The following is a 26,878-nucleotide window of genomic DNA, read 5'->3' as shown; positions in this document are numbered from 1 at the left end:
GCCGGACGGGCCGCACCTGTGGCCGATGTGGCGGGAGCCGCAGGTGGGTTGAGGTGCGGAGCGGCTCCTATGTGCCCGGTTTCATCGGGTCCGCGATCGAGCTGCCGGACGGGCCGCACCTGTGGCCGATGTGGCGGGAGCCGCAGGTGGGTTGAGGTGTGGAGCGGCTCCTATGTGCCCGGTTTCATCGGGTCCGGGATCGAGCTGCCGGGCGGCCCGCCGTTGTGGCCCGAGTGGCGGGAGCCGCAGACTGGTGGAGGTGCGGAGTGGCTCCTATGTGCCCGGTTTCACCGGTTCCGGGATCGAGCTGCCGGACGGGCCGCACCCGTGGCCGACGTGGCGGGAGCCGCAGACCGGCTGAGGTCCGGAGAAGCTTCAATGCGCCCGGTTTCACCGGTTCCGCGATCGAGCTGCCGGGCGGCCCACCCCTGTGGCCGACGTGGCGGGAACCACTAGCCGGTTGAGGTGCGGAGCAGCTCCTACGCGTCCGGCACGATCCGCTCCACCAGGCGGTCCACCACGCCGTCCGGCACGCTCACGCCGGGGATCGCGCCGTCCAGCATGCCGGGCATCGTCAGTTCTTCGAGGATGAGTCCGAGCATGCCCAGGTAGAGCAGGGTGATCTCCTCGGCGCCGCCGGGCAGCTTCGACTCGGCGTTGAACGCGATGCCGAAGTCGAGATCGCCGCGCAGGGACTTCGTCAGCGAGGCGCGCAGTTCGGGCCGGCGCACCGCCTCCAGCCGCATCTCCATCATCGCGAGGTAACCGGTCCGGTCGCCCTGCACGCGGCCCATCAGGTCGTGCATGAACGCGGTGACCAGGGCTCGGTCCCGCGGCCGTTTCAGCAGTTCCCCGACGACCTCCGGGTCCGGCGCCAGCCGCTCGTGCAGCCAGATGTCGATCTGCTGCAGCAGGTCGTCGCGGTGGGCGAAGTAGTTGGACGACGTGCCCGTGGGAACGCCCGCCGCCGTGTCCACCGCGCGGAAGGTCAGGCCGCGTGCGCCCTCGGCCGCGAGCACGTCGACGGCCGCGTCCACGAGGGCGGCCCGGCGCTCCGGGTTCCTCACCATGCTTGCGACTCCCTTTTCTGTCCTGTTTCCACTTCTGGCCCGTCCTGCTCCAGGAAACCCTCTTGCAACCACTACAGTCGAAGTACTATAACTGAAGTGGTTCGGGAGGAAGTCGCCTCCAGCTCATGTCCCCGACGAAAAGAGATCGGCTTGCGCAAGCTCACGTACTTCGTCGCCGTGTCCGTCGACGGCTTCATCGGTGACGAGTCCGGTGACGGAATGATGTTCATGCCGTTCGTCGACGAAGAGTTCCGGTCGTTCCTCGTCGAGGAGTACCCGGAGACCATCTCGGCTGAAGGTCGCAGGATCCTTGGCCTCGACGGCACCGCGAACAAGAAGTACGACACCGTGATCCAGGGGCGCGGCAGCTACCAGGTCGGTATCGACGCCGGTTTCCTCAGTCCGTACGGGCATCTGCGCGAGTACGTCGCGACCCGCACGCTCAAGGAGTCCCCGCACCCGAACGTGGCGCTGATTCGTGACGACGTCGTCGGCAAGGTGCGCGAACTCAAGGCAGAAGAGGGCGACTTGGGAGTGTGGCTGTGCGGCGGCGCGCAGCTGGCCGGGCTGCTCGCGGACGAGATCGACGAGCTCGTGATCAAGACGTACCCGGTGGTCTTCGGCGCCGGCATGCCGATGTTCGCCGGCCGGAAGTACGACCTCGCCGCGTTCGACCTCGCGGAGAGCCGCACCTTCGGGAACGGCGTGATCGTCCGCCGGTACAGCAGGAAACGGTAGCGCTCCGCTGTCAGACTGGAGGACCGGAGCGTCGAAGGGCCGGGGCGCTGGAGAGCTGCGGCGAAAAATATCCGCGCGGGGCCGTGTCGAGAGCGCTCCGATCGCTCCGACGTCCCAGGTGAAGCCCCCGCAGCAGGCGGGCGGCCGCATCGAAGGAGCGTAGAGCCATGAAGTATCTGGTGATGATCCAGGCCTCGCAGGCGGACTACGAAGCCATGCGCGGAGAGCCGGCCGAGGGGCGCCCCGCCTGGGGCGAGAAGGACCTCCAGGCGATGTACTCCTTCATGGAGAAGCTCAACAACGATCTGGCCGAGACCGGCGAGATGGTCGACGGGCAGGGGCTGGCCGAGCCCGCAAAGGCCCGTACCGTCGCCCTCGGCAGCGAAGGGCGGCCCGTGATCAGCGACGGGCCGTACGGGGAGACCAAGGAACTCCTGTGCGGCTACTGGGTGTTGGACTGCCCGAGCCTGGAGCGGGTCACCGAGATCGCCGGGCGGATCCTGGAGTGTCCGGGGCCCGAGGGCTCACCCGCCCACCCGGTCGTCATCCGGCCGATCATGGAGGGCGGCGGCGACGTGTGCTGACGCCCGACCCCGTCGAGGACCTGCTGCGCCACCACGCGCCGCAGGTCCTCGGTGCGCTCGTGCGCAGGTACGGGCACTTCGACACGGCCGAGGACGCGGTGCAGGAGGCGTTGCTCGCCGCCGCCCGGCAGTGGCCCGGGCAGGGGATTCCGGACAATCCGCGGGGCTGGCTGATCAGGGTCGCGTCCCGGCGGCTCACGGACGCGCTGCGCAGCGAGACGGCGCGGCGGGTCCGTGAGGAGGCACAGGCCCGGCTTCTGCCGCGCGACACGTACACGGCCCCGGCGCCGGACGCTCCGCGCGCCCCTGCCGGGGACGACACGCTCACGCTGCTGTACCTGTGCTGCCATCCGGACCTCGGCCCCGCCTCGCAGGTGGCGCTCACGCTCAGGGCGGTCGGCGGTCTGACCACCGCGGAGATCGCCCGCGCGTACCTGGTGCCGGAGGCGACGGTGGCGCAGCGGATCAGCCGGGCCAAGCGGCAGCTGCGCGGCGCGGAGTTCCGGCGGCCCGACCGCTGGCGGGAGCGGCTGCCCGCGCTGCTTCAGGTGCTGTATCTGATCTTCAACGAGGGGTACACCGCGACCTCGGGGACCGAACTGCGCCGCGCGGACCTGGCCGTCGAGGCGATCCGGCTCGCCCGCGCCGTGCACGCCCTGCTGCCCGCCGACAGCGAGGTCACCGGCCTGCTCGCGCTGATGCTGCTCACCGACGCGCGCCGCGCGGCCCGCACCGACACCGCCGGTGAACTCGTCCGCCTCGACGAACAGGACCGGACGCTCTGGGACCGGGAGGCGATCGCCGAGGGCATCGCGCTCGTCGAGCGGGCGCTGCCGCACGGCCCCGTCGGCGCGTATCAACTCCAGGCCGCCATCGCGGCGTTGCACGACGAGGCGGGGTGCGCCGAGGACACCGACTGGCCGCAGATCCTCGCTCTCTACGACCTGCTCGTGCGGGCCGCGCCCGCCGGGGAGCCCATGGCGGCGCTCGGCCGGGCCGTCGCCGTCGCCATGGTGCACGGCCCCGCGGCCGGGCTGGCGGAGACGGACCGGCTGACCGGCGTGCTCGGCGGACATCACCGGCTCGCCGCCGTCCGCGCGCACCTGCTGGAGCTCGCCGGGGACCGGGGCGCGGCCCGCGCCGCCTACCAGGAGGCCGCGGCCGGCACGCTCAGCCAACCGGAGCAGCGGTATCTGCGGCTGCGCGCGGCCCGGCTCACGCCCGGGGGCACCGGGCTCATAGATTGAGCGCATGGCGATCGAACTGCTGCACATCACCGAACGCGCCCTGTGGGAGAGCGCCCGGGCCACGGGGGCGTACACGATGTCGACCCGCGGCAAGACCCTTGAGGAGGTCGGCTTCATCCACTGCTCGTTCCCGCACCAGCTGCGCGCTGTCGCCGAGCTGCTCCACGGGACCGAGCCGGCCCCCGGCGAGCTGGTGGTCCTCGTCATCGACCGGGAGCGTCTCGACGTGCCGGTCCGGGTGGAGCCCGGCGTTCCCGGCGTTCCCGGCGGGGAGGAATTCCCGCACCTCTACGGGCCGTTGGCGGTCGCCGCGGTGACCGAGGTACGCGACTGGCCGCGTCCCGAGGAACGCAGCCAGAAGGAGCGCATGCTCGCCGGGGACCTCTACCTCGCCGACGACCCGGACCTCGACGCCGACGCCCTGCGCGGCGCCCGGCTGGCCGAGCGCTACAACGCGAGCAGCGTCACCGACCTGCCCGCGCGCGGCGCCCTTCTGCGCGAACTGCTCGGCGAGGTCGGTGAGGACGTCGTCGTGCGGCCGCCGCTCTCCGTCGACTACGGGCAGTACATCTCCATCGGCGCGCGGACGTTCGTCAACTGCGGGGCCGTCATGCTGGACGTGGCGCCGATCCGGATCGGCGAGGACGTGCAGATCGGCCCGAACGTCCAACTCCTCACCCCCACGCACCCGGTCGATCCCGAGCCGAGGCGCGCCAAATGGGAGGCGGCGAGGCCCATCACCCTCGGCGACAACGTGTGGCTGGGCGGCGGCGTCATCGTCTGCCCCGGCGTCACGATCGGCGCGAACACCGTCGTCGGTGCGGGCTCCGTCGTCACCCGCGACCTGCCGCCGGACGTCGTCGCCGTGGGCAACCCGGCGCGGGTCGTGCGGAAGATCGGGGAGACCGGGGAGTGAGACGCCGGGGGGTGGTGTGCGTCGTCGCGGGGGCGGTGGCCATCGGGTTGATCGGGGGCGACGGCGGTGTCGTCGGGCACGCGAAGGCCTGGGCGGACGGGACGCCGGTCGTCTGGTCGGACGCCGAGATGCCCGAACTGCCGCTGGACGGCTACGAGTTCGACGGCGCCGACGCGAAAGCGCGTGACCGGATGGAGTCCGCGACGCAGCTCCTCACCCAGCGCTGCATGATCCGGCACGGCTTCGCCGACTTCCCGCGGGACCCGAAGTTCCCGGGCATGGCCATCACGTACACGGCCGCGATGGTCGCCGTGAGCACGGGCCCGGTCGGCCCCTACGACCCGGGGAAGGCGCGCCGCTGGGGCTACGGCTGGGACCCGGAGAAGAAACTCCGTCTGCCCGAGCCCGCGGGGCGGAGGATGACGACCGAGGAATCCGCCGTCTACTACGGCGATCGGGGGAGCGAGCGCAGCGGCTGCTCCGGGGAGGTCTACGGGCGTATCGAGCGGGGAGTGCGGGACACCGAGCGTATGTGGACGTACGTCTCCCGGCGCGACGACGCCGTCCGCAAGCAGACCGACCGGGACCCGAGGATGCGCCGCGCCTACAAGGCGTGGGCGGACTGCGTGGTCGACAAGGGCTTCAAGCGGTACGCCGATCCCGTGCAGGCCTTCGGCGACGAGGCCTGGGGGCGTGGCCAGGACGGCAACACCACGCGCAAGGAACGGGAGTTGGGTACGGCCGTCGCCGACATCGCATGCAAGCGCGCCCACAACACGGCCGGAGTCTGGTGGTCGGTGGCAAGGCGGCTCCAGCGGCGTGAACTGGCCTTGCACCGGCAGGAGTTCACAGCGGTGCGCGCGGACCGGGACCGACTTCTCGCCAATGTGCGGGCGGTACTGGAGACAGCCTGAGGCTATCGAGTGACGGCCCCGCGCACCGATTCGGTCATCGCCGTCACGAACGCGTCCCGCGTCGCCGCGTCCAGCAGGTCGAGCGAGAGATACGGGTTGAGGTCCTCCAGCTCGACGAGGAGCAGTTCGCCCTCCGGGGTGCGGCAGGCGTCGACGCGCTGGATGCCGTGCGGGAGGGTGTTCCACTCGACGAAGCTCCGGGCGAACTCCCGGTCCGCGGCGCTGTGTTCGTACGGACGCAGCTCCCAGCGGCGCTCCGGATCGGGGGCGTACAGGGCGTACTGGAGCGCGTCGTCGACGAAGTAGAAGGAGACCTCGTACTGGAAGTCCACGCGCGGTTGGACCAAAAGGCCTTCGGAGTAGGGGAGTTCTGGCAGCGCGGCCGGCGGTACGACGCGAAGGCCTATCGAGTCGGCGCCCCGCTTCGGCTTCGCGACGTACGCCTCGGCCGTGGGGAGCCGGTCGAGGTCCGCGGCGCGGTCGGCCGTCGGGATCACCGGGTACCCGGCGGTGGTCAGGTCCAGCAGATACTGCTTGCCCGCCATGTCGGCGCGGCCGGTCAGCGGGTTGTAGACGTTCGTGCCCCGCTCCGACGCCTGCGCGCGGAACGCGTCGTACGCGTCCTGGTAGCCGAGCACGGGCCCGCTGTTGCGTACGACGACCACATCGAAGCCGTCCATCAGCGCGGCCGCGTCCAGGGGCTGGCACAGAGCGAGATCGAACGCGGCGCGGAGCCGCGAGGTGAGGAAGATGTCCTCGTCGCAGTACCGGCGGCCGCGGGCCTCGTAGGCCAGATCGGTCACGTAGAGGACGCGGGGGCGGCGGGGCACGGGGGCTCCTGAAAGCGGGCGGGTACGGAGGACGGCCCCCCAGTTTCCCTGATTCCATGGCGGCATGGCCTCCCACTTCCTCGCCGTCACCCCGCACGCCACCCCCACCCGTGAGCTGCTCCAGGCCGCGGCGCGACGGCGCGGCCTGGCCGTCGAGGAACTGTCGGTACGCGACGGGGCGGCGTCCCTGCGGGGGCGTACCGGCGGGCACTACTACGGCGGCCCGGCGTTCGCGGCGCGCGTCGCCGGCGACCTGGGCGTGGCGTTGCTGGAGCCGGCGGACAGCTGGCTGACGGACCTGCCGCGCGCCGTCACCGGCCGCGCGATCACCGCCGCCACGCTGGCCGAGGCCCGCGCCCTGGCCGCTCCTGCCTTCGTGAAGCCGCCGGCCGACAAGTCCTTCCCGGCAGCGGTGTACGCGGATGGAGGGGCACTTCCGGACGATCCGGCACTGCCGCCGGGCACGCCGGTGCAGATCGGCGAGGTGGTCACCTGGGCCGCGGAGTTCCGGCTGTTCGTCCTGGACGGCGAGGTCCGTACGGGCTCGCAGTACGCGTCCTACGGAAGGCTTGACGCCCGGCCTCTCGCGGGCCACCGGCACGAGGCGGGCGCCCTGGACTTCGCGGCACGGCTGCTCGCGGACCACGGGGAGTCGCTGCCCAGCGGGGTGGTGCTCGACATCGGGCTCATCGGCGGGCGGTGGGCGGTCGTCGAGGCGAACATGGCGTGGTTCAGCAGCTGTTACGCGGCCGATCCGGACGCGGCACTCGACGTCGTGCTGCGCTCGGCGGGTCCCGCGGCCCGCCTCGGGGAACGGGACCGGGAGCGGGACCGGGCGTTCCGGCGGCGGACTCCGGCCGCCTGACCTGTCGTCGCGCCCGTGCCGTCGCATGCCGAAGGGGCCCGGCCGAGTTCATCGGCCGGGCCCCTTCGAATGGTCCGGGGCCCGCGAGGGTGCACCGCCCGCCGGTCGCCGGAACCAGTGTTCCGTCAGGCCTGGATCAGGCCTTCTTGGTCTCCCAGAAGATCTTGTCGATCTGGGCGATGTAGTCCAGCGCCTTCTGGCCCGTGGCCGGGTCGGTCGAGCCCTTGGCGGCCGAGAGGGCCTTCAGGGCGTCGTTGACCAGCTGGTGCAGCTCCGGGTACTTCTCGAAGTGCGGGGGCTTGAAGTAGTCGCTCCACAGCACCGAGACGTGGTGCTTGGCGAGCTCGGCGCGCTGCTCCTTGATGACGGTGGCGCGCGCCTGGAAGTGCGCGTCGTCGTTGCCGGCCATCTTTTCCTGGACGGCCTTGACCGACTCGGCCTCGATGCGGGCCTGGGCCGGGTCGTACACGCCGCAGGGGAGGTCGCAGTGGGCGCTGGCCTTCACCTTGGGGGCGAACAGGCGGGAAAGCATGTTGCTGTCCTTCCTCGTGATCGTCTTCTCGGATGCGACATTACTCCGTGCAGGACGGCTTTTCTCGGGTGCCCCCGAGGGCTTAGGCCAAAAGTCCAGGGTGACACTGGGACTGGTGGAGGATGGGACGGCGGACGGAAACCGGGGAGGTTGTCTGATGCCCGAGGCGATCGAGGAAGTGCGCGAGGCGAAGATGCCGTTTCAGATCATTGAGGTGGACGGCCCGTCGATGGTGCCGACCCTGTACCACGGTGACTGGATGCTGGTGCAGTACGGCACCCGGGTGCGGTCCGGGGATGTGGTCCTGCTCCGGCACCCGTTCCAGCAGGACCTGTTGATCGTGAAGCGGATCGCCGAGCGGCGCGAGGGCGGCTGGTGGGTGCTCGGGGACAACCCCGGGGCCGGCGGCGACAGCACCGTGTACGGGGTCGTGCCGGACGAGCTGGTGCTCGCCAAGGTCCGAGGCCGGCTGCGCCGGCGCAGGCCGTGGGCCGAGGGCGAGGGTCAGCGGTCCGTGCCGGCCGTGCTGTCCTGGGCCTTTCGCGCGGTGCGTCCCGTGCTCTCCGACCGGTCCGCCTCCAAGCGCTTGCGGGCGCGGTAGGCGGCGACGTTGGCGCGGGTCGCGCAGCGGTCCGAACAGTAGCGCCGGGAGCGGTTCGTGGAGGTGTCCAGGTACGCGTTGCGGCACGGGGCCGCCTCGCACAGGCCGAGGCGGTCCACGCCGTACTCGGTGAGGTGGAAGGCGAGCCCCATGGCGGCGATCGCGGCGTAGCCCGCCGTCGCGTTGGACGGGTGGTCGGCGAGGTGCATGTGCCACAGCGGGCTGCCGTCGTCGTCGCGGTGGTCGTGGCCGGAGATCTGCGGGCTCACCGGGAACTCCAGCAGCAGCGAGTTCAGCAGGTTCACCGCGAGCGTCTCGTCGCCGCCGTCGGCCGCCTCGAACACCGCGCGCAGACGGGCCCGGACGCTGCGGAAGCGGGTCAGGTCGGCGTCGGCCGCGCGGCGGGCCGCGTCCTGGTTGGGTCCGAACAGGCCGCGCACCGCGTCCACGGAGGTCAGGCTGTCCTTGCCGCGGCCCGGCTCCTCGGTGTTGACGAGGCGCACTGCGTAGTCCGAGTAATAGGCCAGTTCCACTTGTAGTCCTTACCGGGGCGGTCTATCGTCATGGGCGGGCGAGAGTAATGCTCGCTTTGGCTTTCAGGGTATTACGCACCGTGGCTCGCGGTGTCGACCGTGCCGCCGGGAGGGCTTCATGACCGAGACCGCCGCCAACACCGATCATGCCAACACCGACTGGCGTGCCTGGCAGGACAGCTGGGACCGGCAGCAGGAGTGGTACATGCCCGACCGCGAGGAGCGGTTCCGGGTGATGCTCGACATGGTCGAGGCCTGCGTGGGCCGCGCGCCCCGCGTGCTCGACCTCGCGTGCGGCACCGGCAGCATCACCGACCGGCTGCTCACGCGCTTCCCCGAGGCCACCAGCGTCGGCGTCGACCTGGACCCGGCCCTCCTCGCCATCGCGCGCGGCACCTTCGACGGGGACGAGCGCGTCACCTTCGTGACAGCCGACCTCAAGGACCCGCGGTGGACCGAGGCGCTGCCGCACGACTCGTACGACGCCGTGCTCACCGCCACCGCCCTGCACTGGCTGCACTCCGCTCCCCTCGCGACGCTCTACGGCCAACTCGCCGGCCTCGTCCGCGACGGCGGCGTCTTCATGAACGCGGACCACATGACCGACCGGACGACGCCGCGGATCAACGCCGCCGAGCGCGCGCTCCGCCACACCGGGATGGACTCGGCCAAGGCGGGCGGGGCCGTCGACTGGGCCGAGTGGTGGGCGCTGGCCGCCCAGGACCCGGTCCTGGCCGGCCCGACCGCGCGGCGCTTCGAGATCTACGGCGAGCACGCCGACGGGGACACGCCTTCGGTGGCCTGGCACGCGGAGACGCTGCGCGGGGCGGGGTTCGGTGAGGCACGCGCGGTGTGGCGGTCGCCGTCCGACGCGCTGGTCCTTGCCCTGAAGTGACGTTGCGCGTCCGCGCGGTTGGTGTTCGTCGCGGGCTGCGGGCCGGCGGGCGCGACCGGCCGCGACGGCGCTGTGCATGTCCACGCACCGGAAAACGGGGTGGCCGGGGTCCATGACCCCGGCCACCCCCTTTTCCCGGTCCCGCCGGACGGCTAAAGCACCTTCGACAGGAACGACTGCGTCCGCTCGTGCCGCGGGTTCGTCAGGACATCGCGCGGGTGGCCGGATTCGACCACCACGCCCTCGTCCATGAAGACGAGGCTGTCGCCGACCTCGCGCGCGAAGCCCATCTCGTGCGTGACGACGACCATCGTCATGCCGGACTCGGCGAGGTCGCGCATGACGTCGAGGACATCACCGACCAGCTCCGGGTCGAGCGCCGACGTCGGCTCGTCGAACAGCATCAGCTTCGGGTCCATCGCGAGCGCCCGGGCGATCGCCACGCGCTGCTGCTGGCCGCCGGAGAGCTGCGAGGGGTAGTTCTTCGCCCGGTCGGCGAGCCCTACGCGTTCGAGCAGCTGGCCCGCCCGCTCCCGGGCCTGCGCCTTGGACACGCCCTTGACCTGGACCGGCGCCTCCATGACGTTCTCGAGAGCCGTCATGTGCGGGAAGAGGTTGAAGCGCTGGAAGACCATGCCGATGTCCCGGCGCTTGAGGGCGACCTCGCTGTCCCGCAGCTCGTAGAGCTTGTCGCCCTTCTGCCGGTAGCCGACCAGTTCCCCGTCGACGTAGAGCCGTCCGGAGTTGATCTTCTCCAGGTGGTTGATGCAGCGCAGGAAGGTCGACTTGCCCGAGCCCGAGGGGCCGATGAGGCAGAACACCTCGCTCTGCTTGACCTCCAGGTCGATGCCCTTGAGGACCTCGACGCTGCCGAAGGACTTGTGGACGCCTTCGGACTTGACCATGGCGGTCGTGGTCCCGGCGGTCGTGGTGTCGGTGGTCACGCCACGCCTCCCTTCGTGCGGCTCGTGCGGCCGATGACGCCGCGCAGGCGCTGCAACGGGGTCGGGGGCAGCGAGCGGGACGTGCCGCGCGCGTAGTACCGCTCGATGTAGTACTGCCCGACGCTGAAGATCGACGTGAGGACCAGGTACCAGGCGGCGGCCAGGAAGTACATCTCCACCGTGGAGGCGGAGGCCTGGCCGATGTCCGAGGCCACCTTGAACAGGTCGAGGAACTGCACCGCCGAGACGAGCGAGGTCGTCTTCAGCATGTTGATGACCTCGTTGCCCGTGGGCGGCACGATCACCCGCATCGCCTGCGGGATGACGATGCGGCGCAAGGTCTTGGCGTGGCTCATGCCGAGCGCGTGCGAGGCCTCGGTCTGGCCCTCGTCGACGGCGAGCAGCCCGGAGCGGCAGATCTCCGCCATGTACGCCGCTTCGTTGAGACCGAGCCCGAGCAGGGCGGTCAGCAGCGGGGTCATGAACGAGGACCAGTAGTCCTTGTAGACCGGCCCGAGGTTGATGTACTCGAAGACCAGGCCCAGGTTGAACCAGATGAACAGCTGGACCAGGACCGGGGTGCCGCGGAAGAACCAGATGTAGAACCAGGCGATGGTGCTCGTCACCGGGTTCTTCGACATCCGCATCACGGCCAGCACGATGCCGCCGACGACACCGATGACCATGGACAGGACGGTCAGTTCGAGCGTCTTCCACATACCGGTGACGATCCGGTCGTTGAAGAAGAAGTCGGGGATCGTGCCCCACTCGATCTTGCCTTGCGAGAAGGCGTAGACGATGGCGCCGAGCAGCGCGAGGGCGATGACCGCGGACACGTAGCGGCCGGGGTGGCGGACCGGGATGGCCTTGATGGCCTCCGCTCCGCCGACGGCGGGCGCGGAGCCCGCGGGCTCGTTCGCCTTGTTGAGGGAAGTCATGGGTGGTGCCTTTCAGAGCCCGTCAGAGTGCAGGACAGGGGTGACAGGGATCAGGAACCACCGTTGATCTTCGCTTCGGTGACGGCGCCGTCCGAGACGCCCCACTTCGCGATGATCTTCTCGTACTCGCCGCTCTTGATGATCGCGGTCATGGCCGCCTGCAGGGCGTCCCGCAGCTGCGTGTTGTCCTTGGCGACGGCGATGCCGTAGGGGCCCGCCTCGACCTGGTCGCCGACGATCTCGAAGTACTTGCCGCCGCCCGACTTCTTCACCGAGTACGCGGCGATCGGGTAGTCGGCGGAGACGACGTCGGCGCCCTTGGAACGCATCCGGGTCTCGGCCTCGGGGTTGGTGGCGAAGTCCTCGACCTTCAGAGCCTTCTTGCCGTCCGCCTTGCACTTCTTCACCTGGTCCTTGGCGAGGTCCTGGGAGAAGGTCGCCGTCTGCACGGCGATCGTCTTGCCGCACAGGTCGTCCCAGGTCTTGATGCCCTGGTCGTCGCCCTTGTTGGTGTAGAGCGAGACGCCCGCGGTGAAGTAGTCGACGAAGTCGACGCCCTTGCCGACCTTCTTGCCGGTGTCGCTGTCGATGCCCTGCTGGCGGTCCTTGGTGTCCGTCATGGCCGACATGGCGATGTCGTAGCGCTTGGAGGCCAGGCCACCCACGAGGTCGGCGAACTTGCCGTTCTGGAAGTTGAACGTCACGCCGAGCTGCTTGCCGAGGGCCGCGGCGACGTCCGGGTCGATACCGACGGCCTTGCCCGCGTCGTCCTTGTACTCGACCGGCGCGTAGGCGATGTCGGAGCCGACGTTGATGACGCCCTTGTCGCGGATCGAGGCGGGGAGCTTGGAGGCGAGCGGCGCGGACTTGGCCGAGGTCCCGCTGGAGTCGGAGTCGGAGTCCTTCGACTTCGTCTGGTCTCCGCAGCCGGTCAGCAGCAGAGTGCCGGCGACCGCGATCGCGCCGACCGCGGCTATCCGGGACTTCGCGGACTTGGCGGTCGTGCGACGGGTGGTGCTTGCGGTCATGGTTGGGTCCTCCGGCGGGATGGGTGGAGTTGCCGATTCGGTCGCCTGGCACACACCTTCGGGTGTCGCGACCTTGTGCGATGACGGCATCTTGCCATTCGGACGGGGCGCATCAGGGACTCGGCGATGTCAAAATCGGATAACGGGTCCGGCAAGACCCCCAACGCGACGGCACATCAGGGTGCATGGGGCCGCAGCATCTGCGGGTCCGCCGTCCGGCGGCGGAAGATTCTCCTGCGAACTGTCCGCTGTCTCACCATTCGGTACGACTTCCCCCCGCGCTCCAGGCGGGAGTTGACGACTTGTCCAGATATTCGGCTATGAGTCATGTCACCGGGCCGTGATCGATCACGTATGGGCTCGTCCGCGGCATGGTCCGTCGGGTAAGAAGGTTCTTTACACCCCTCATCCGGGGCTCAGGGCGCGCGTGCGGCGCGCCCGTCGCGTACACCCCCGTACAGCGGTTCACAAATTGGGACCGACCGGTGCGTACGCGGTGCCCGCCCGCTCCTCAACCAGGAGCGGACACCCTCAACTGATGTTTAAGACTTAAGGGGTAAGACAAGTGGCAGCGGAGATCGTCAATCCTCGCAGCGACAGCAGTACCGGCAACGAAGGCACTGACGAGCCCTTCGATCCGGCCTTCGCGCTGCACCGCGGCGGCAAAATGGCCGTGCAGGCCACCGTGCCGATCCGTGACAAGGACGACCTGTCCCTGGCGTACACGCCCGGCGTCGCGAAGGTGTGCAGCGCCATCGCGGAGCAGCCGGAACTCGTCCACGACTACACGTGGAAGTCGAGCGTCGTCGCCGTCGTCACCGACGGCACGGCCGTGCTCGGCCTCGGCGACATCGGCCCCGAGGCGTCCCTCCCGGTGATGGAGGGCAAGGCCATCCTGTTCAAGCAGTTCGGTGGCGTGGACGCGGTGCCGATCGCGCTCGCGACGACCGACGTCGACGAGATCGTCGACACCGTGGTGCGGCTTGCCCCGTCCTTCGGCGGCGTCAATCTGGAGGACATCTCGGCGCCGCGCTGCTTCGAGATCGAGCGCAGGCTCCAGGAGAAGCTCGACATCCCGGTCTTCCACGACGACCAGCACGGCACGGCCGTGGTGACGCTGGCCGCGCTGAAGAACGCGGCGCGGCTCAGCGGGCGTTCGCTCGGCGAGCTGCGGGCGGTGATCTCCGGCGCCGGTGCGGCGGGTGTGGCGATCGCGAAGTTCCTCCTCGAAGCGGGCCTCGGCGACGTCGCGGTCACCGACCGCAAGGGCATCGTCAGCCGGGACCGCGAGGACCTCACGGCGGTCAAGCGCGAGCTGGCCGAGATCACGAACAAGGCCGGTCTCTCCGGTTCGCTGGAGGACGCGCTCGCCGGCGCCGACGTCTACATCGGCGTCTCCGGCGGTACGGTCCCCGAGCCCGCGGTCGCCTCGATGGCGCCGGGCGCCTTCGTCTTCGCGATGGCCAACCCGAACCCCGAGGTGCACCCCGACGTCGCCCACAAGTACGCGGCCGTGGTCGCGACCGGGCGCTCGGACTTCCCGAACCAGATCAACAACGTGCTGGCGTTCCCCGGGATCTTCGCGGGCGCGCTGCAGGTGCGGGCCTCCCGGATCACCGAGACGATGAAGATCGCCGCCGCCGAGGCGCTGGCCGCCGTGGTGGGCGACGACCTGTCCGCCGAGTACGTCATCCCGTCGCCGTTCGACGAGCGGGTCGCCCCCGCGGTGACGGCGGCCGTCGCCGCCGCCGCGCGGGCCGAGGGCGTCGCGCGACGTTGAGAACCTGGCGGCGCTGTGTGCTGCTCTCAGGAAAAGGCCCCGCCTTGCGCGGGGCCTTTTCCTTGCTCTCCGCGGGGTCTTTTCCCCGTCCTCCGCCACGGGATGTGTGTCACAGGCGGAGGTGGTTCCCCGGCTACTGTCCGGCGCCTATCGTCAAGGCCATGTTCGCCGCCTACGCAGCCCGCATCGACCGTGACCAGCCGCTGAACGGACTGGAGTTGGGGGAGCGGCCCGCCCCCGAGAACCGGCCCGGCTGGACCACCGTGAACGTCAGGGCCGCTTCCCTCAACCACCACGACCTGTGGTCCCTGCGCGGGGTCGGGCTCGGCGAGGAGGCGCTGCCGATGATCCTCGGCTGCGACGCCGCCGGCATCGACAGCGAGGGCAACGAGGTCGTGCTGCACTCCGTCATCGGACAGAGCGGTTACGGGGTCGGGCCACGCGAAGGCCGCTCCATCCTCACCGAGAAGTACCAGGGCACGTTCGCCGAGCAGGTCACCGTGCCCGAGTGGAACGTGCTGCCCAAGCCGAAGGAACTCTCCTTCGAGGAGGCCGCGTGCCTGCCGACCGCGTGGCTGACCGCGTACCGGATGCTCTTCACCAACGCCGGTGTGCGGCCGGGTGACTCGGTGCTCGTACAGGGTGCGGGCGGCGGTGTCGCCACGGCCGCGATCGTGCTCGGCAAGGCCGCCGGGCTGCGCGTCTTCGCCACCAGCCGTGACGAGGCCAAGCGCAAGCGGGCCCTGGAGCTGGGGGCCGTCGAGGCCGTGGAGTCGGGGGCGCGGCTGTCGCAGCGGGTGGACGCGGTGATCGAGACGGTGGGCGCGGCCACGTGGTCGCACTCGGTCAAGTCCCTGAAGCCGGGCGGCACCCTGGTGATCTCGGGCGCGACCAGCGGGCCCAGCCCGAAGTCCGCCGAGCTGAACCGCATCTTCTTCCTGGAGCTGAAGGTCGTCGGCTCCACCATGGGGACCAAGGACGAGCTGGAGGATCTGCTGTCCTTCTGCGCCGCGACCGGTGTGCGGCCCGTCATCGACGAGGTGCTGCCGCTGGACCGGGCCCGTGAGGGGTTCCAGAAGATGGCCGGCGGCGAGCTGTTCGGGAAGGTCGTACTGACCGTCTGAGGACGTGACGTGACGTGACGGGCGGAGGGGCGCCTTGGCGCCCCTTTTTCGCGCCCGTCCTGTCAACTGCGGTTGACGTACCCGTCCCGTCAACCTACATTGACACCATGACCGAGGCAACAGATCTCGCCGAGCAGGCGGGCGCCCGCGACCCGCGCGTCGGACTGCGGTCGGTCGCCGCGCTGCGGCGACTGCTCGAGCAACTGGAAGCGGTACAGGTGCGCAGCGCGCGCAATCAAGGCTGGTCGTGGCAGGAGATCGCGGCCGAGCTGGGAGTCAGCCGACAGGCCGTGCACAAGAAGTACGGGAGGCGATGATGTTCGAGCGGTTCACCAAGGGCGCCCGGGACGTGGTCAAGGGCGCCGTCACCTACGCGGAGCACGAACGCGCCCCGCGGATCGATGAGGGCCATCTGCTCCTCGCGGTCCTCGACGCCCGCGGCACCCGCGGCTCCTTCGCCCTGGGCGCGCTCGGCATCGACGCCGAGGGGAAACGGGCGTCGGTCGGCGAAGCCCTGCTCGCCGCGCGCCGCCGGGCGGGCCTGACCCAGGCGGACACCGAGGCCCTCGCGGGGCTCGGCATCGACGTGGACGAGATCGTCGCCCGGGTCGAAGAGGCCCATGGCGTCGGCGCGCTGAGCGGCGGGCGGCGGCTCGGCGGGCGTCGGCCCTTCGCCAAGGAGGCCAAAGGAGTCCTGGAATCCTCCCTGCGCATGGCCCTCGCCCACCACGATCGCGCGATCGGCGACGAACACCTCCTCCTCGCCCTCGCCTCCCGCCCGGGCATCGCCTCCGAAACCCTCGCCGGACACGGGGTGACCGTGCCGGCGGTGGAGCGGGTGCTTTATGGGGGCGGTCGGGCGGCTGCCGGTTGAGGGGGCGGGTCCGGGGCCCCGGGGTCTGGCCGAGTGGGGACCGGGGTTGGCGGAACCTGGCTGAGTGGGGCCCGGCCCTGGGCTTGGGCGCGGACCCGTGGTGGACCCCGTAAGGCCTGCGCGGCTCACCCCTTCGGGGCTCGAAGCGTCGCCGCGATGTGTGCGGCCGCCTCCGACAAGTGGTGGCGGGTCGTGCGGAGCTGGTCGTCGGTGACGCCGTGGTCGCGGGCCGTGTCCCGGATGTCGTCGCGGAACCGGTCCAGCAGGCGGTCCAGGTCGCGGGCCGGGTCGCCGGTGGAGTCCTCCGCCGCCCAGGCCGGGACGTACTCGGCGGGTACCGCGTCCGACGCGGGGCGGTACGCGGGCTCCGCGGGGTCCTTGCGGGCGGTGTCCGCGGGTCCCTTGGCCGGGCCGGCGACGAAGTCCTTGCCGAACGACTTGCCGAACTCGCCGAACTCCTTGGCCAGTTCGGACAGCCCCTCGCGCATGCCGGTCGGCCAGTCGCCCCGAGCGAAGTGGTCCTGCACCTGGTCCTGGACGCGCTTGGCCATCCGCTGCAACTCGTCCTGCGCCTGCTCGCGCACCTTGTCCTGGGTCTCCTTGGCCTGGCGGCGCGCCCGCTGGGCCTCCTCGCGGGCACGCCGGCTCTCGTCCTTCGCGCGCCGCGCCTGCTCCTTCCACTCCTGCTTGGCGCGGCGCAGCTCCTCCTTGGCGGTGCGCCAGGACTCCTTGTCGGTGAAGTCCCGGAGGTCGCCCAGGTCCGGCCCCGGGCCGGTGCGGGCGCCGCGGGCCTGGGACGTGGCCGCGCGCACCTCGCGGCGCAGATCGCCCGCCGCCCCGCGCACGTCGTCCCGGATCTCGGCGGCCAGCTCGGCCACCGACTCGCGGATCTCCAGCTCCAGGTCGGCCAACTCGCCGCTGCGATCCGCCAGTTCGGCCCGGCCCGCGTCGGTGATCGCGTACACCTTCCGGCCGCCCTCGGTCGTGTGGGTGACGAGGCCCTCCGTCTCCAGCTTGGCCAGGCGCGGGTAGACGGTGCCCGCCGAGGGTGCGTACAGCCCCTGGAAGCGCTCCTCCAGGAGGCGGATCACTTCGTAGCCGTGGCGCGGTGCCTCGTCGAGCAGCTTGAGGAGGTAGAGGCGCAGACGGCCATGGGCGAAGACGGGAGGCATGTCAGAGCACCTTCTTGTCGGCGGGAACGTCGGCGGGAGCGTCGGCGGGGCCATCGGAGGGGGTGGACGGCCCGGGGCCGTCCGGCGTCGCAACCGTCGGCGGTGGCGCGTCGAGCGGGCCGTCGTCCTCGCCCGGCGGCCTGCGGAGCAGGGCGATCGAGCCGGAGACCGTGGTCGCCTTCAGTGCGCCGGTACCGGCGCCGAGCCGGCCCGCGATCTTGTGCGCGCCCCACTGGCCGGAGACCCGCAGTCCGTCGAAGGCGTTCGACACCGCGCCGCTCGCCGTGTTCGCCTCGACCTCCGTGTCCGCCGGGTGCGGGATGCGGATGGCGATCTCGCCGGAGACGCTCGTCAGGCTCACGTCCGTGGGCCCCGCCGGGTCCAGGTCCACGATCATCGAGCCGCTGACGGTGTCCGCCTTCACGAAGGAGCCCGAGCCCTCGACGACGGTCAGATCGCCCGAGACCGAACTGAACCTCAGGTCGCCGGTGACCGCCTGCGCCTCGACGCTGCCGGAGACCGTGCTCGTGCGCACCGGGCCCGTGACGCCGACGAGGGTCGTGTCCCCGGTGACGCCCTTCACCTCTGTCGGCCCCTCGACACCGGAGACGACGGCGCCCGCGCCGACCACGCCGACCTCGACCCGGGTGCCGCTCGGCACCGCGAGCGAGACGACCGCGCTGCGGTGCCAGCCCTTGCGGTCGAGCCACTTGAGGAAACCCTTCCAGGGCAGGTCCTCGTAGGCGACGGTCAGCGTGCCGTCGTCCTGCGTGACCCGCAGCGGCGGCCCCTCTATGCGCGAGACCTCCAGGCGGGCGGAACCTTCGTCGGTGCCCACCACGTTCACCGTTCCGTTGACGATGCGTACGTGCAGGGCCGTCACCGGCTCGTCGAAGGCGAGCTTCTGCGGCTCCGCGACGGACCACTCGGGCATGGTGCGACCTCCTCCGGAGTGAACGCGCCATATCGCGTCCTGTGCTAAACACGATATATCGCGGATCCGGGAAGTCAAGACTGTCGCGATCCTCCCCCGGCGGCACCGAGCAGCGCAAAGCGCCTATTTGTGGGCTAATTCGGGCTAATTGCCCTAGCGTGGGGCCATGTCGTCCCTCGAACCCGCCGGTGCGCTGCTGCTCTGTCGCGCCGAACCCGCCACCGTCGGCCCCGCCGCCCAACTGCTGCGCCAACGGATGCTGCTCGTCGGAGCCGGGCACGAGTGGAGCGTCCTCGTACCGGAGAGCAAGCCGTGGCTGGCCACGAAGGGCAGCGGCGGTGAACCCGTCGACCGGGTGCTCGGCGGCTGGGCCGGCGCGCTGGCCGTCGGCGCGCCCTGGCCCGTGCTCGCCCTGTGGTGGGACGCCGACCGCAGCGGATTCACGCTCGCCTCGGGCTTCCGCCGGCCCGTCGGTTACGTCTGGCTCGCGAACGGCACCCCGGTCGGCGAGGACGAGGCCCTGCGCACCTTCGCGGCCCGCCTCGGCCTCGACCCCGTGCTCGACGTGCAGTCCCTCTCCGCGCTGGCCAGGCCCGACACCGCGGCCGACGCCCGCGCCCGGATGCTCGGTCTGCTCGCCGTCCTCACCCGCACCGGCCTCGAACTCCCCGCGGGCCTGACCCCCGGCGAACCGGCCGACCGGCTGCGCGAGGCGGCCCGGGTCCAGGCGGACGCGGAGACGATCGAGTGGTCGGGCTGGCGGGACGCCGTCCATGCCGAACTCGACGTGGTGGAGAACACCGGCATCGGCCCCTGGATGCGCGGCCCCAAAGGGCGCTGTCTCGCCGCCGCCCAGCTCGCTGCCGGGGTGCCGCTCACCTTCCACGGCCTGCGGCGGCGCAGCGGTGGCTGGCTGACGGCCGGCGCCCTGCTGCTCGCACACGGGGCGCTCGGACTCGCGTACGACAGGATCCGCGCGGCCCGCGACTGAACCCCGCGGGACGATCGCCGCAGGCAGGGACTACAGACAGGGACTACAGGCAGGACGGCTACAGGCAGGACGGCTACAGGTAAGACGGCTACAGGTAGGACTGCAGGCAGGGACTACTCGTCGTCCTCGTCCTCGTCGTCGAGCCGCGCCAGCCACGTGGCCAGGCGCTCCACCGGCACCTCGAAGTCCGGGTTCAGATCGACGAACGTCCGGAGCTGCTCGGCGAGCCACTCGAAGGTGACTTCTTCCTCGCCGCGCCGCTTCGCCAGCTCTTCGATGCCGCGGTCGGTGAAGTACATGGGGTGCTCCGGGGGCTTGTGGTCGCGCTTTCCCACCCAGGATAGGACCAGGGCAGGAGAGCCCCGGAGGCCCTCGCCCCCCGGGCCCGGGCGAGCTAGCCTGGTGATTCATCAATGCCTATGGGGCGTACGTGCGTTGGTGCGCCGCAGGGACGGGGGAGCGCGGCATGGGGGACGGGATACGGCCGATACAGCTGCCGGACGGCACCGAGGTGTGGGTCAGGGCCTCGCGGCTCGACGGTCCCGGTGACGGCACCGACGAGTACGGCGATCTGTACGAGGACGTCGGTGTCTGGGAGCGCGTGACCACCAGAGTCGAGGGTTTGAGAGAGACGGTGGAGGGCGTCGCCCGGTCGGTGCGCGCGGCCACCGCCGCGGCCGCGCCGGACGAGACGGCGGTGACCTTCGGCATCGAGGTCAGCGCCAAGCCCGGGCGGGCCGTGGCCGTCCTCGCCGACGGCGAGGCCAAGGCGAATCTCTCCATCACCCTGACCTGGCAGCACGCCCGGCGGCGCGCGGAACCCGGCGGCGCCCGACAGGAAGGTGACGACCGGTCCGGGAGCTGACGACGATGCCGGAGCGGGAGCCCCTGTGGCACCTCGCCGAGGACGCGACCGTCGGCATCGGATCCACGCCGGGCACGGACGAGGGCGCGGCCCCGGCCTCCCGGGGCCTGTGGGGCAGCGGATTCTTCGTGGCGCCGGGCTGGGTGCTCACCTGCGCGCACGTACTGGTCGACGGGAGCGGGCGACGCCGGCCGGGCGCCGGGGACGGGCAGGCCGACGTGGGCCTGTACGTGGACGGCCGGGTGCTGCCCGGACGGCTCGCGTACTGCATGCCGATGCCGCGCCGGTCCGTGCCGAGGAGCGGTGGTGCCGGTGACCGGGAGACGTTCGCGTCCGCCGTCGAGGGCATCGTTCCCGACCTCGCCCTGATCGCCTTGCTCGAACCGGTGGAGCGCGAGCGCTGCGTATGGCTCACCGACCGGCCGCCGGGCGAGTTCGCGCGCGACGACGGGGGCGGCATCATCGGCCGGTTCGCGCCCGCGGCGCGCGACGGCGGGCCCTGCGACGCCGAACGGCTCACGTGCGGCCACGGCAGTACGAAGAGCACCCGCATCAAGTTCGGGCTCAGTGTCGACATGCGGCCCGGCACCTCCGGCGGCCCGCTCGTCGACCTGGAGCGCGGCGAGGTCGTCGGGGTCGTCAAGGCTCGTTTCCGGGAGGGTGGTTCGGGGCTCGCGGTCGCGGTCAGCGCGCTGCGCGGGCTGACGCCCGAGGCTCATCTGGAGGGTGCCCCCGACCTCGGCGACGAGCCGTACCACGAGCTGATGCGGCAGCACGACGCCTGGCACTGGCGGCGCCAGCACCCGGAGCACAGTGACGGCGAACCCACCTGGATCGACGTACAGCGCGAACTGCCCCGGCGGCGCGGCACCTGGGACGTGCTCGACCGTCTCGACGCGCTGCACCGGCTGGCGGGCGTGCCGGGCCCGGCGGCGCCCGCTGTCGTACGGCAGCTGGCCAGGGACGCTCTGGGCCGCTCGCTCGGCCACACGGTCGCGCCCGTCAGCTGGCGCGACGGCCACGGCATGCTGCACGGCTTCGGCGGCCGCGACGACCTCGCCGTCCATCTGCGCTATCTCTCCCTGGTGGCCGGCTGGATCACCGCCCACGCGGGCGGACCCGAGGCGGCGGGCGCGGCGCGGGAGCTGTACGAAGCCGTCATGCAACGCGGGCAGGCGCTCGGCGCCAAGGAGCGGGCCGGGCTCGGCAGCCTGCGGCCCCGGCCCCGGGCCGTCCTGCTCGAGTTCGACCACGCGCCGCCGCCCGCCTACCTCGACGAGGGCGAGGTGGAGACCCGCCAGTACACCTGGTCGCTCTTCAAGGGGTACGACGACGGGCGCTGGGAGCTGGCCGTGCCGCCGCCCGTCGAGGGCCGCCCCTTCGAGCGGGCCAGGGGGGAGGCGCTCGACGCGCTCGCCGAAGTGCTGGCCGCGGCCGACGCGGCCCGGCCCGTCGAGGATCCGGTGCCGCTCGAAGTGGCACTGCCCGGAGTCGAGTTCGCCGCCACCGTCGCCGATTGGGAGATCCGGGAGGACCCCAGGCCCAGCTCCCCGCGGAGCCCGATGGGGATCGACCGGCCCGTGGTGCTGCGCGATATCGAGCGGCGCGGCCAGGCGCTGGACCGGGACAGCGCGGCGGCGCTCACCGAGCGGTGGCAGGAGCGGTGGCGCGGTCTGGTCGGGGCGCCGCGTCTGCTGCCGTTGCGCTCAGCCGCCGCACCGGCACCGCTGCGCCGCCCCGACCTGCTGCGGGCGCCCCACGGATCCGTCCCGGTGCTGTGCCAGCAGGTGGCGGAGGGGCCCGGCCACGACGCGGTCCAGCGGGCCGTGGGTCTGGGCTATCCGGTTGCCCTCTGGCGGGCGGACGGGCACCGGATCGCGGACGGCTGCGGCACCCGCTGCACCGCGTTCCACGACGGCGTCGAGGGGCTTCTGGACAGGGGCGGCGACGCCGTACGCACCCTGCCGGGCCGACTGTGGCGGCTGCGCAGTGAGCAGACCGACGCGTGGGTGCGAGGGGTGGTCCTCTTCTACGACAGCCCGGACCATCCCCTCCCACAGGCGGCGGGCAGACCCCTCGAACCGCCCGGCGCCCGGCCCGACCGGAAACAGCCGTGAGGGGCCGCGCCCCCGGTATTTTCGTGGCAGCCTGTCGCGGAGGGGGCCGACATGAGCGAGTGGCTGATCTACCGGGGCGCCGGAGCCCCGCACGACGAGATCCAGCGACTGCCTCCACCACCCCCCTGGCGGGATTTCGACGGTGCGCCCGCGCTGCCCCCGCCCGGCGAACTGGACAGTGCCTCCGTGCGCAGGCTCGGTGTGCGCAGCCGGCAGGCCCAGATGCACCGGCCGGGCGCGGAGGAACGCGAACTGGTCAACGCGGCCCTGTACTTGCGCAGGCCGCTGTTGGTGACGGGCCAGCCGGGCAGTGGCAAGTCCACCATCGCGCACTCCGTCGCGTACGAACTGAAGCTGGGCCGCGTCCTTTCCTGGCCCGTCGTCAGCCGCAGTACCCTGCGCGACGGCCTCTACCAGTACGACGCCATCGGACGGCTCCAGGACCTCCAGATCCGTACCGCACTCGGCGAGGACACCGCCGCGGGCATCGCCGACATCGGGCGGTACATCCGGCTCGGCCCGCTCGGCACGGCCCTGCTGGCGTACGACCGGCCGCGCGTGCTACTCGTGGACGAGCTGGACAAGAGCGACATCGACCTGCCGAACGACCTCCTGAACGTACTGGAGGAAGGGGAGTTCACCGTCCCCGAGCTGGAGCGGATCGCCGACGTCGCCCCCGACGTCGAGGTGCTGACCGACGACGGCGCCAAGGTGACCGTGCACCACGGCCGGATACGCTGCCGCGCCTTCCCCTTCATCGTGCTGACCAGCAACGGTGAGCGGGACTTCCCGGCCCCGCTGCGCAGGCGCTGCATCCAGCTGGAGATGACGCCGCCGGACGCCGAGCGGCTCGCCGGGATGGTGCGAGCCCACTTCGGTGAGGGCGCCGACCGCGAACACGCCACACTCATCGAGCAGTTCCTCGACCGCGACCCCGGCGATGTCCTCGCGGTGGACCAACTCCTCAACGCCATCCACCTGGTGCGGCAGACGGGCTGGGACCAGGACAGCGCGGCCCGCGCCCGGCTGTCCGCTGAACTGATGCATCCGCTCGACCGGACCCGGTGAGGGCGGTGCCCGGACAACCCGGACAAGAGGCCCCCGACCCCCTCGCCCGCCTCATCCGCACTCTCGACGAGGAAGGCACCCCCCTCGACAGCCGGGAACTCGCGGACGCCCTCTGGCTGGCCCGCTGGACCCGCCCCGACAGCGGGGAGCGGAACCGCCCCGGGGCCGCGGCGGCAGAGGGCGGGCCGGCCACCGAACCCCCGGATCCACGCCACGATCCCGGTACGCGCCGATCGGATCCGGCCAATCCCGGAGCGCCTCATCCGACGGAGCCGCGCGCGGCACCGGCCGACGCCGGCGGCACCTCGCGGGCCGCGCCCGAAGCGCCCGCGTCCTCCTCCCCGTCGGTACCGGCACCGGGCGTGGCCGTGCTCCCCGGGCTTCCCCCGCTCCCCGCGCTGAGCCGCTCGTTGCGGTCCCTGCGGGCGTACCGGCCCCCGGGGCCGGCGGCGCTCAGCGAGCTCGATGAGACCGCCACGGCCGAACTCACCGCCACCACAGGTCTGTTGAGCCCGGTGCGGCGGCCCGTGCGCCGCCGCACCGCGGATCTGGTGCTGCTGATGGACGGCGCCCCGTCCATGGCGGTGTGGGACGGCCTCCTGGAGGAACTTCGGCGCGCCTGCGTCCAGGTCGGGGCGTTCCGCGACGTCGTCGTGCAGTACCTGCACCCCCTGGGGGGCGGCCTCGGTGTCACCGCGCAGCCGGGACTCGGGCACGTGCTGCGTCCCGCGCAGGAGGTGTCGGACCCTTCAGGGCAGCGAGTGCACCTGCTGCTCAGCGACTGCACCGGGCCGCTGTGGCGCGACGGCACGTTCCAGCGGCTGCTGCGGGGCTGGGCGGCGACCGCCCCGCTCGCCGTGCTGCAGCCCCTGCCGCGCCGCTTTTGGCAGCGAACCGCGCTGCCCGCCATGGCAGGCACGCTGACGCGTCGTCAGGGGCTGTACCGGGAGCTGGAGTTCAGAAGTCTCGCCCGGGGGGCCGCGTCGGGTCCGCCGCAGCCCGGCCCGTACGTACCCGTCCTGATGCCCACACCCGCCGCGCTCAGCACCTGGGCGCGCCTGGTGTCGGCGGACGGCGGGCTCAGGCTGCGCGCCGCGGCGGCACCACTGGACCTCTCCCGGCCGGCGCCGTCCGCGCGGAAACTGGATGCCGACGACGACGTCGAGCGGCTGCTCGTGGAATTCGACGAGACCGCGTCGCCCACCGCCCGCGACCTCGCCGTCCAACTGTCGGCCGCGCCGCTCGCCCTGCCCGTGATGCGGCTGATCCAGCGCACGATGCAGCCCGGCAGCGGCCCCGGTGAACTGTCAGAGGTCCTGCTCGGCGGACTCGTCACCGAACGGCCCTCCGGCACCGGCGCAGGCCCCGGCCAGGAGCAGGAGAGCCGCACGGGCCCCTGGTTCGACTTCAAGCCGAAGGTGCGGGCGCTGTTGCTGCAGCGGCTCAGCGCCGGAGAGGCCGCACTCGTCCTCAAGCACTGCGCCCTGTACATCGAGCGCACCTTCGGCCGCGGCGCCCGCAATTACCCGGCAGCCGTCGTCGCGTACCTGGAGGGCACCGGCCGCCGCCCCGCGGGCGGCACCGGCAGCGTCCCCGAACCCTTCGCCACGGTGTCGGACCTGGTGCTGCGGCACTTCGAACGCAGCCTCGCCGAACTGCCCGGTACACCCCGGCGCCCAGGCCATCCGCTGCGCGCGGCGGAGAAGCGGCTGCGCCGTTACGAGTCCGGTGGTGGCGCCGACGACCTCCTGGAGGCGCTGCGCCTGCTGCGGACGCGGAAGGCAGCGGGTCACCCCGACGGGAGCCGGCTGTACGCACGGGCGCTGCTGCACGCCTGGCAGGAGTGGCGGGACCCACGGCAGCTCGCGGAGGCGGCGGACGTGGCACGGCGCGAGGCCGACGCCCTCGCGCGGCAACCCGCGCCCGACCCCGAGGCGCTCGGCGCCGCCCGGCTGACGCTGGCGAAGGTGCTGCGGGCGCTCGGCGAGGACCGGATCGCCACGGCGGCCCGGCGCCGTCCCCCGGAAGCCGCCGAGGAACGGGAACGCGGCGAACTGCTCATCGGTGAGGCGCTGGCCCACCTCGAACTCGCCATGGAGCAGCCCGGGTTGACCCCCGACACGCTGCTCGAATGCGCCGTGCTGCACACCGCCGTCGTCAACCGTCGCCTGGACCACTCGCCCACCGGCGACCTCGCCCCCCTCGAACGCACCATCGCCCAGCTGGACCGGCTGACCCGGCACTGGCCCGGAGCGGCGCCGCCCGCCGACCTCTGGTACACGCTGGGCCGGGCCCTGCTCCGGCGCGCCGAACTCGCGCCCGGTGCCACTCGCGAACAACGAGAACTGGCACTGCGGGCCGCTTCGGCCCTCGCGTCAGGGGTACAGCAGAAAGGGGGCGCGAGCGGTAGCGGCGTACCACCCGGGCGTGCGCTTTTGGATCTTGCGGAGGCGCACGCGCTGAGCGGGGGCCTGTTCGGTTCAGTGGAGGAGGGGGAAACCTTGAAGCGGGCCGCGGAGGCGGCCCGGGCCGAGGGCGACGCCGAGGTGGAGGCCGAGGCCCGCGGCAGACTTGCCGCATTCCGATGGGCACGGTACCGAGCTACGGACGAAGCGCACGAACTCGAGACGGCCGAGGCGGAGATGAAGCGGGCACTGAGTCTGTTACGACCGGGCGATCCACAACGAGCTGAACTCCTCGTCTCCTATGGGCAGATGCTGCTGGAGTCGCAGCGCGACCCGGGCGGGGCCGACGACACGAACACCGTCTCCGAGGCCGTCCACAGCCTGCGGGAGGCGGTGGCCGACACCGCGCCGAGCCATCCCTCCGCGGTCGACCGCCGCCTGCTCCTCGCCGGTGCGCTGCGCAGGCGCTACCACTCCGAGTCCATGATCGCCGACCTGTACGAGGCGTGCTGGACGCTGGAGCAGGCACTGAGGGACACCGAAGGCGCCGCTCCGCGGGCCGCCGCCTGCCTTGAACTGGGCATGCTGCACCGCATGTTGGCCCAGCGCACTCTTGAGCGCGAGGAGTGGGTCCGCTCCGACGAGGCGTTCGGGCGAGCCGCCCGGGAGGCCGACGAGGCGCGGGATCCGCGGACCGCTGCGCGTGCGCTGCATGGACGTGGCGAGGTTCTGGAGTATCTGGCGGGCCCCGCCCGCGCCCTGGAGATGTACCGCGCGGCCCGCGAACGGTGGGTGCGGACGCCTGCGGCCGACCCCGGCGAGACGCGGCGCACGGATGACCGAATCCGGCGGCTCGAAGGCACGGAGTGACTCGCACGTGTTTCCGGGCCGGGGGACGGGGGCATGCCCGGGT

General features: G+C 71.8%; 27 protein-coding genes and 1 pseudogene. 18 read left to right on the top strand and 10 right to left on the bottom strand.

Annotation, left to right across the window (positions count from 1 at the left end):
* Positions 1-479: 479 nt before the first annotated feature.
* A complete protein-coding gene (locus AB0J02_RS25255) occupies positions 480-1,070 on the bottom strand; it encodes a TetR family transcriptional regulator (protein WP_363196022.1) in 591 nt (196 codons plus the stop codon).
* 150 nt (positions 1,071-1,220) lie between these two features.
* Between AB0J02_RS25255 and AB0J02_RS25250 the strand changes: the two genes are divergently transcribed.
* The 6 genes and pseudogenes from AB0J02_RS25250 to AB0J02_RS25225 all read left to right on the top strand — a co-directional run bounded on the left by AB0J02_RS25250 (position 1,221) and on the right by AB0J02_RS25225 (position 5,469).
* Positions 1,221-1,808, top strand: coding sequence for a dihydrofolate reductase family protein (locus AB0J02_RS25250; protein WP_363196021.1), 588 nt, complete (start codon positions 1,221-1,223; stop codon positions 1,806-1,808).
* 167 nt (positions 1,809-1,975) lie between these two features.
* A complete protein-coding gene (locus AB0J02_RS25245) occupies positions 1,976-2,392 on the top strand; it encodes a YciI family protein (RefSeq protein ID WP_363196020.1) in 417 nt (138 codons plus the stop codon).
* A complete protein-coding gene (locus AB0J02_RS25240; RefSeq protein ID WP_363196067.1) occupies positions 2,389-3,639 on the top strand; it encodes a sigma-70 family RNA polymerase sigma factor in 1,251 nt (416 codons plus the stop codon). The genes AB0J02_RS25245 and AB0J02_RS25240 overlap by 4 nt, the downstream gene beginning before the upstream one ends.
* Positions 3,640-3,643: 4 nt before the next feature.
* Positions 3,644-3,973: pseudogene (locus AB0J02_RS25235) on the top strand (DUF952 domain-containing protein); the annotation flags it as partial.
* A 33-nt stretch (positions 3,974-4,006) separates the two neighbouring features.
* Positions 4,007-4,555 (top strand): sugar O-acetyltransferase, encoded by a 549-nt coding sequence (locus tag AB0J02_RS25230; protein ID WP_363196066.1) that lies wholly within the window; start codon positions 4,007-4,009, stop codon positions 4,553-4,555.
* Entirely contained in the window at positions 4,552-5,469 is a 918-nt protein-coding gene (locus AB0J02_RS25225; protein WP_363196019.1) for a hypothetical protein, read from the top strand. The genes AB0J02_RS25230 and AB0J02_RS25225 overlap by 4 nt, the downstream gene beginning before the upstream one ends.
* Before the next feature lie 2 nt (positions 5,470-5,471).
* Here AB0J02_RS25225 and AB0J02_RS25220 read toward each other — a convergent pair whose 3' ends face one another.
* Positions 5,472-6,299 carry a hypothetical protein gene (locus tag AB0J02_RS25220; RefSeq protein WP_363196018.1) on the bottom strand — a complete coding sequence of 276 codons (828 nt, stop codon included), beginning with the start codon at positions 6,297-6,299 and terminating at the stop codon, positions 5,472-5,474.
* A gap of 64 nt (positions 6,300-6,363) precedes the next feature.
* Here AB0J02_RS25220 and AB0J02_RS25215 point away from each other — a divergent pair, with 64 nt between their 5' ends.
* The gene (locus AB0J02_RS25215; RefSeq protein WP_363196017.1) at positions 6,364-7,164 is read left to right on the top strand and encodes an ATP-grasp domain-containing protein; all 801 of its coding nucleotides are present in this window, start codon (positions 6,364-6,366) and stop codon (positions 7,162-7,164) included.
* A gap of 136 nt (positions 7,165-7,300) precedes the next feature.
* On the opposite strand, the gene sodN is transcribed toward AB0J02_RS25215, so the two are convergent.
* Positions 7,301-7,696 carry a superoxide dismutase, Ni gene (gene sodN, locus AB0J02_RS25210; protein WP_363196016.1) on the bottom strand — a complete coding sequence of 132 codons (396 nt, stop codon included), beginning with the start codon at positions 7,694-7,696 and terminating at the stop codon, positions 7,301-7,303.
* A 157-nt stretch (positions 7,697-7,853) separates the two neighbouring features.
* Between sodN and sodX the strand changes: the two genes are divergently transcribed.
* On the top strand, positions 7,854-8,297 hold the full coding sequence (sodX, locus tag AB0J02_RS25205) for a nickel-type superoxide dismutase maturation protease (RefSeq protein ID WP_363196015.1): 444 nt from the start codon (positions 7,854-7,856) through the stop codon (positions 8,295-8,297).
* Here the strand turns inward: sodX and AB0J02_RS25200 are convergent.
* Complete coding sequence (locus tag AB0J02_RS25200; protein ID WP_363196014.1) at positions 8,201-8,830, bottom strand: CGNR zinc finger domain-containing protein; 630 nt, start codon at positions 8,828-8,830, stop codon at positions 8,201-8,203. The genes sodX and AB0J02_RS25200 overlap by 97 nt on opposite strands.
* Positions 8,831-8,948: 118 nt before the next feature.
* On the opposite strand from AB0J02_RS25200, the gene AB0J02_RS25195 reads away from it, so the two are divergent.
* Positions 8,949-9,725, top strand: coding sequence for a class I SAM-dependent methyltransferase (locus AB0J02_RS25195; RefSeq protein WP_363196013.1), 777 nt, complete (start codon positions 8,949-8,951; stop codon positions 9,723-9,725).
* A gap of 152 nt (positions 9,726-9,877) precedes the next feature.
* Here AB0J02_RS25195 and AB0J02_RS25190 read toward each other — a convergent pair whose 3' ends face one another.
* The 3 genes from AB0J02_RS25190 to AB0J02_RS25180 are packed head-to-tail and all read right to left on the bottom strand — an operon-like array spanning position 9,878 to position 12,635.
* Positions 9,878-10,630: an amino acid ABC transporter ATP-binding protein gene (locus tag AB0J02_RS25190; protein ID WP_363196065.1), complete on the bottom strand. Its 753-nt coding sequence runs from the start codon at positions 10,628-10,630 to the stop codon at positions 9,878-9,880.
* A 35-nt stretch (positions 10,631-10,665) separates the two neighbouring features.
* Complete coding sequence (locus AB0J02_RS25185) at positions 10,666-11,607, bottom strand: amino acid ABC transporter permease (protein WP_363196012.1); 942 nt, start codon at positions 11,605-11,607, stop codon at positions 10,666-10,668.
* Between the two features lie 50 nt (positions 11,608-11,657).
* Positions 11,658-12,635, bottom strand: a complete 978-nt coding sequence (locus AB0J02_RS25180) for an ABC transporter substrate-binding protein (RefSeq protein WP_363196011.1) — start codon at positions 12,633-12,635, stop codon at positions 11,658-11,660.
* 565 nt (positions 12,636-13,200) lie between these two features.
* Here AB0J02_RS25180 and AB0J02_RS25175 point away from each other — a divergent pair.
* From AB0J02_RS25175 to AB0J02_RS25160, 4 genes are all read left to right on the top strand, one after another.
* The gene (locus AB0J02_RS25175; RefSeq protein ID WP_363196010.1) at positions 13,201-14,415 is read left to right on the top strand and encodes an NADP-dependent malic enzyme; all 1,215 of its coding nucleotides are present in this window, start codon (positions 13,201-13,203) and stop codon (positions 14,413-14,415) included.
* A gap of 161 nt (positions 14,416-14,576) precedes the next feature.
* Positions 14,577-15,539, top strand: coding sequence for a zinc-binding dehydrogenase (locus tag AB0J02_RS25170; protein WP_363196009.1), 963 nt, complete (start codon positions 14,577-14,579; stop codon positions 15,537-15,539).
* A gap of 107 nt (positions 15,540-15,646) precedes the next feature.
* Positions 15,647-15,856, top strand: coding sequence for a helix-turn-helix domain-containing protein (locus tag AB0J02_RS25165; protein ID WP_363196008.1), 210 nt, complete (start codon positions 15,647-15,649; stop codon positions 15,854-15,856).
* Positions 15,856-16,413 carry a Clp protease N-terminal domain-containing protein gene (locus AB0J02_RS25160; RefSeq protein ID WP_363196064.1) on the top strand — a complete coding sequence of 186 codons (558 nt, stop codon included), beginning with the start codon at positions 15,856-15,858 and terminating at the stop codon, positions 16,411-16,413. The genes AB0J02_RS25165 and AB0J02_RS25160 overlap by 1 nt, the downstream gene beginning before the upstream one ends.
* A 125-nt stretch (positions 16,414-16,538) precedes the next feature.
* On the opposite strand, the gene AB0J02_RS25155 is transcribed toward AB0J02_RS25160, so the two are convergent.
* Together AB0J02_RS25155 and AB0J02_RS25150 are read right to left on the bottom strand one after the other, a co-directional pair.
* On the bottom strand, positions 16,539-17,585 hold the full coding sequence (locus tag AB0J02_RS25155; RefSeq protein ID WP_363196007.1) for a helix-turn-helix transcriptional regulator: 1,047 nt from the start codon (positions 17,583-17,585) through the stop codon (positions 16,539-16,541).
* Between the two features lies 1 nt (position 17,586).
* On the bottom strand, positions 17,587-18,519 hold the full coding sequence (locus AB0J02_RS25150; RefSeq protein WP_363196006.1) for a DUF4097 family beta strand repeat-containing protein: 933 nt from the start codon (positions 18,517-18,519) through the stop codon (positions 17,587-17,589).
* A gap of 166 nt (positions 18,520-18,685) precedes the next feature.
* On the opposite strand from AB0J02_RS25150, the gene AB0J02_RS25145 reads away from it, so the two are divergent.
* Entirely contained in the window at positions 18,686-19,510 is an 825-nt protein-coding gene (locus AB0J02_RS25145; RefSeq protein WP_363196005.1) for a hypothetical protein, read from the top strand.
* Between the two features lie 113 nt (positions 19,511-19,623).
* On the opposite strand, the gene AB0J02_RS25140 is transcribed toward AB0J02_RS25145, so the two are convergent.
* Positions 19,624-19,809 (bottom strand): DUF6104 family protein, encoded by a 186-nt coding sequence (locus AB0J02_RS25140; RefSeq protein ID WP_363196004.1) that lies wholly within the window; start codon positions 19,807-19,809, stop codon positions 19,624-19,626.
* A 167-nt stretch (positions 19,810-19,976) separates the two neighbouring features.
* On the opposite strand from AB0J02_RS25140, the gene AB0J02_RS25135 reads away from it, so the two are divergent.
* From AB0J02_RS25135 to AB0J02_RS25120, 4 genes are read left to right on the top strand one after another with little or no spacing between them, the layout of a single operon-like run.
* Positions 19,977-20,375, top strand: a complete 399-nt coding sequence (locus AB0J02_RS25135; protein ID WP_363196003.1) for a CU044_2847 family protein — start codon at positions 19,977-19,979, stop codon at positions 20,373-20,375.
* A 5-nt stretch (positions 20,376-20,380) separates the two neighbouring features.
* A complete protein-coding gene (locus tag AB0J02_RS25130) occupies positions 20,381-22,492 on the top strand; it encodes a trypsin-like peptidase domain-containing protein (RefSeq protein ID WP_363196002.1) in 2,112 nt (703 codons plus the stop codon).
* Between the two features lie 51 nt (positions 22,493-22,543).
* Positions 22,544-23,560: a MoxR family ATPase gene (locus AB0J02_RS25125; protein WP_363196001.1), complete on the top strand. Its 1,017-nt coding sequence runs from the start codon at positions 22,544-22,546 to the stop codon at positions 23,558-23,560.
* Positions 23,561-23,565: 5 nt separating this feature from the next.
* Entirely contained in the window at positions 23,566-26,835 is a 3,270-nt protein-coding gene (locus AB0J02_RS25120) for an SAV_2336 N-terminal domain-related protein (protein WP_363196000.1), read from the top strand.
* Positions 26,836-26,878 lie beyond the last annotated feature (43 nt).

Source organism: Streptomyces sp. NPDC050264, from assembly GCF_040655895.1.
Taxonomy (GTDB): Bacteria; Actinomycetota; Actinomycetes; order Streptomycetales; family Streptomycetaceae; genus Streptomyces.
The sequence above is the reverse complement of the archived record's forward strand: the minus strand, read 5'-3'. Positions and strand labels throughout refer to the sequence as shown.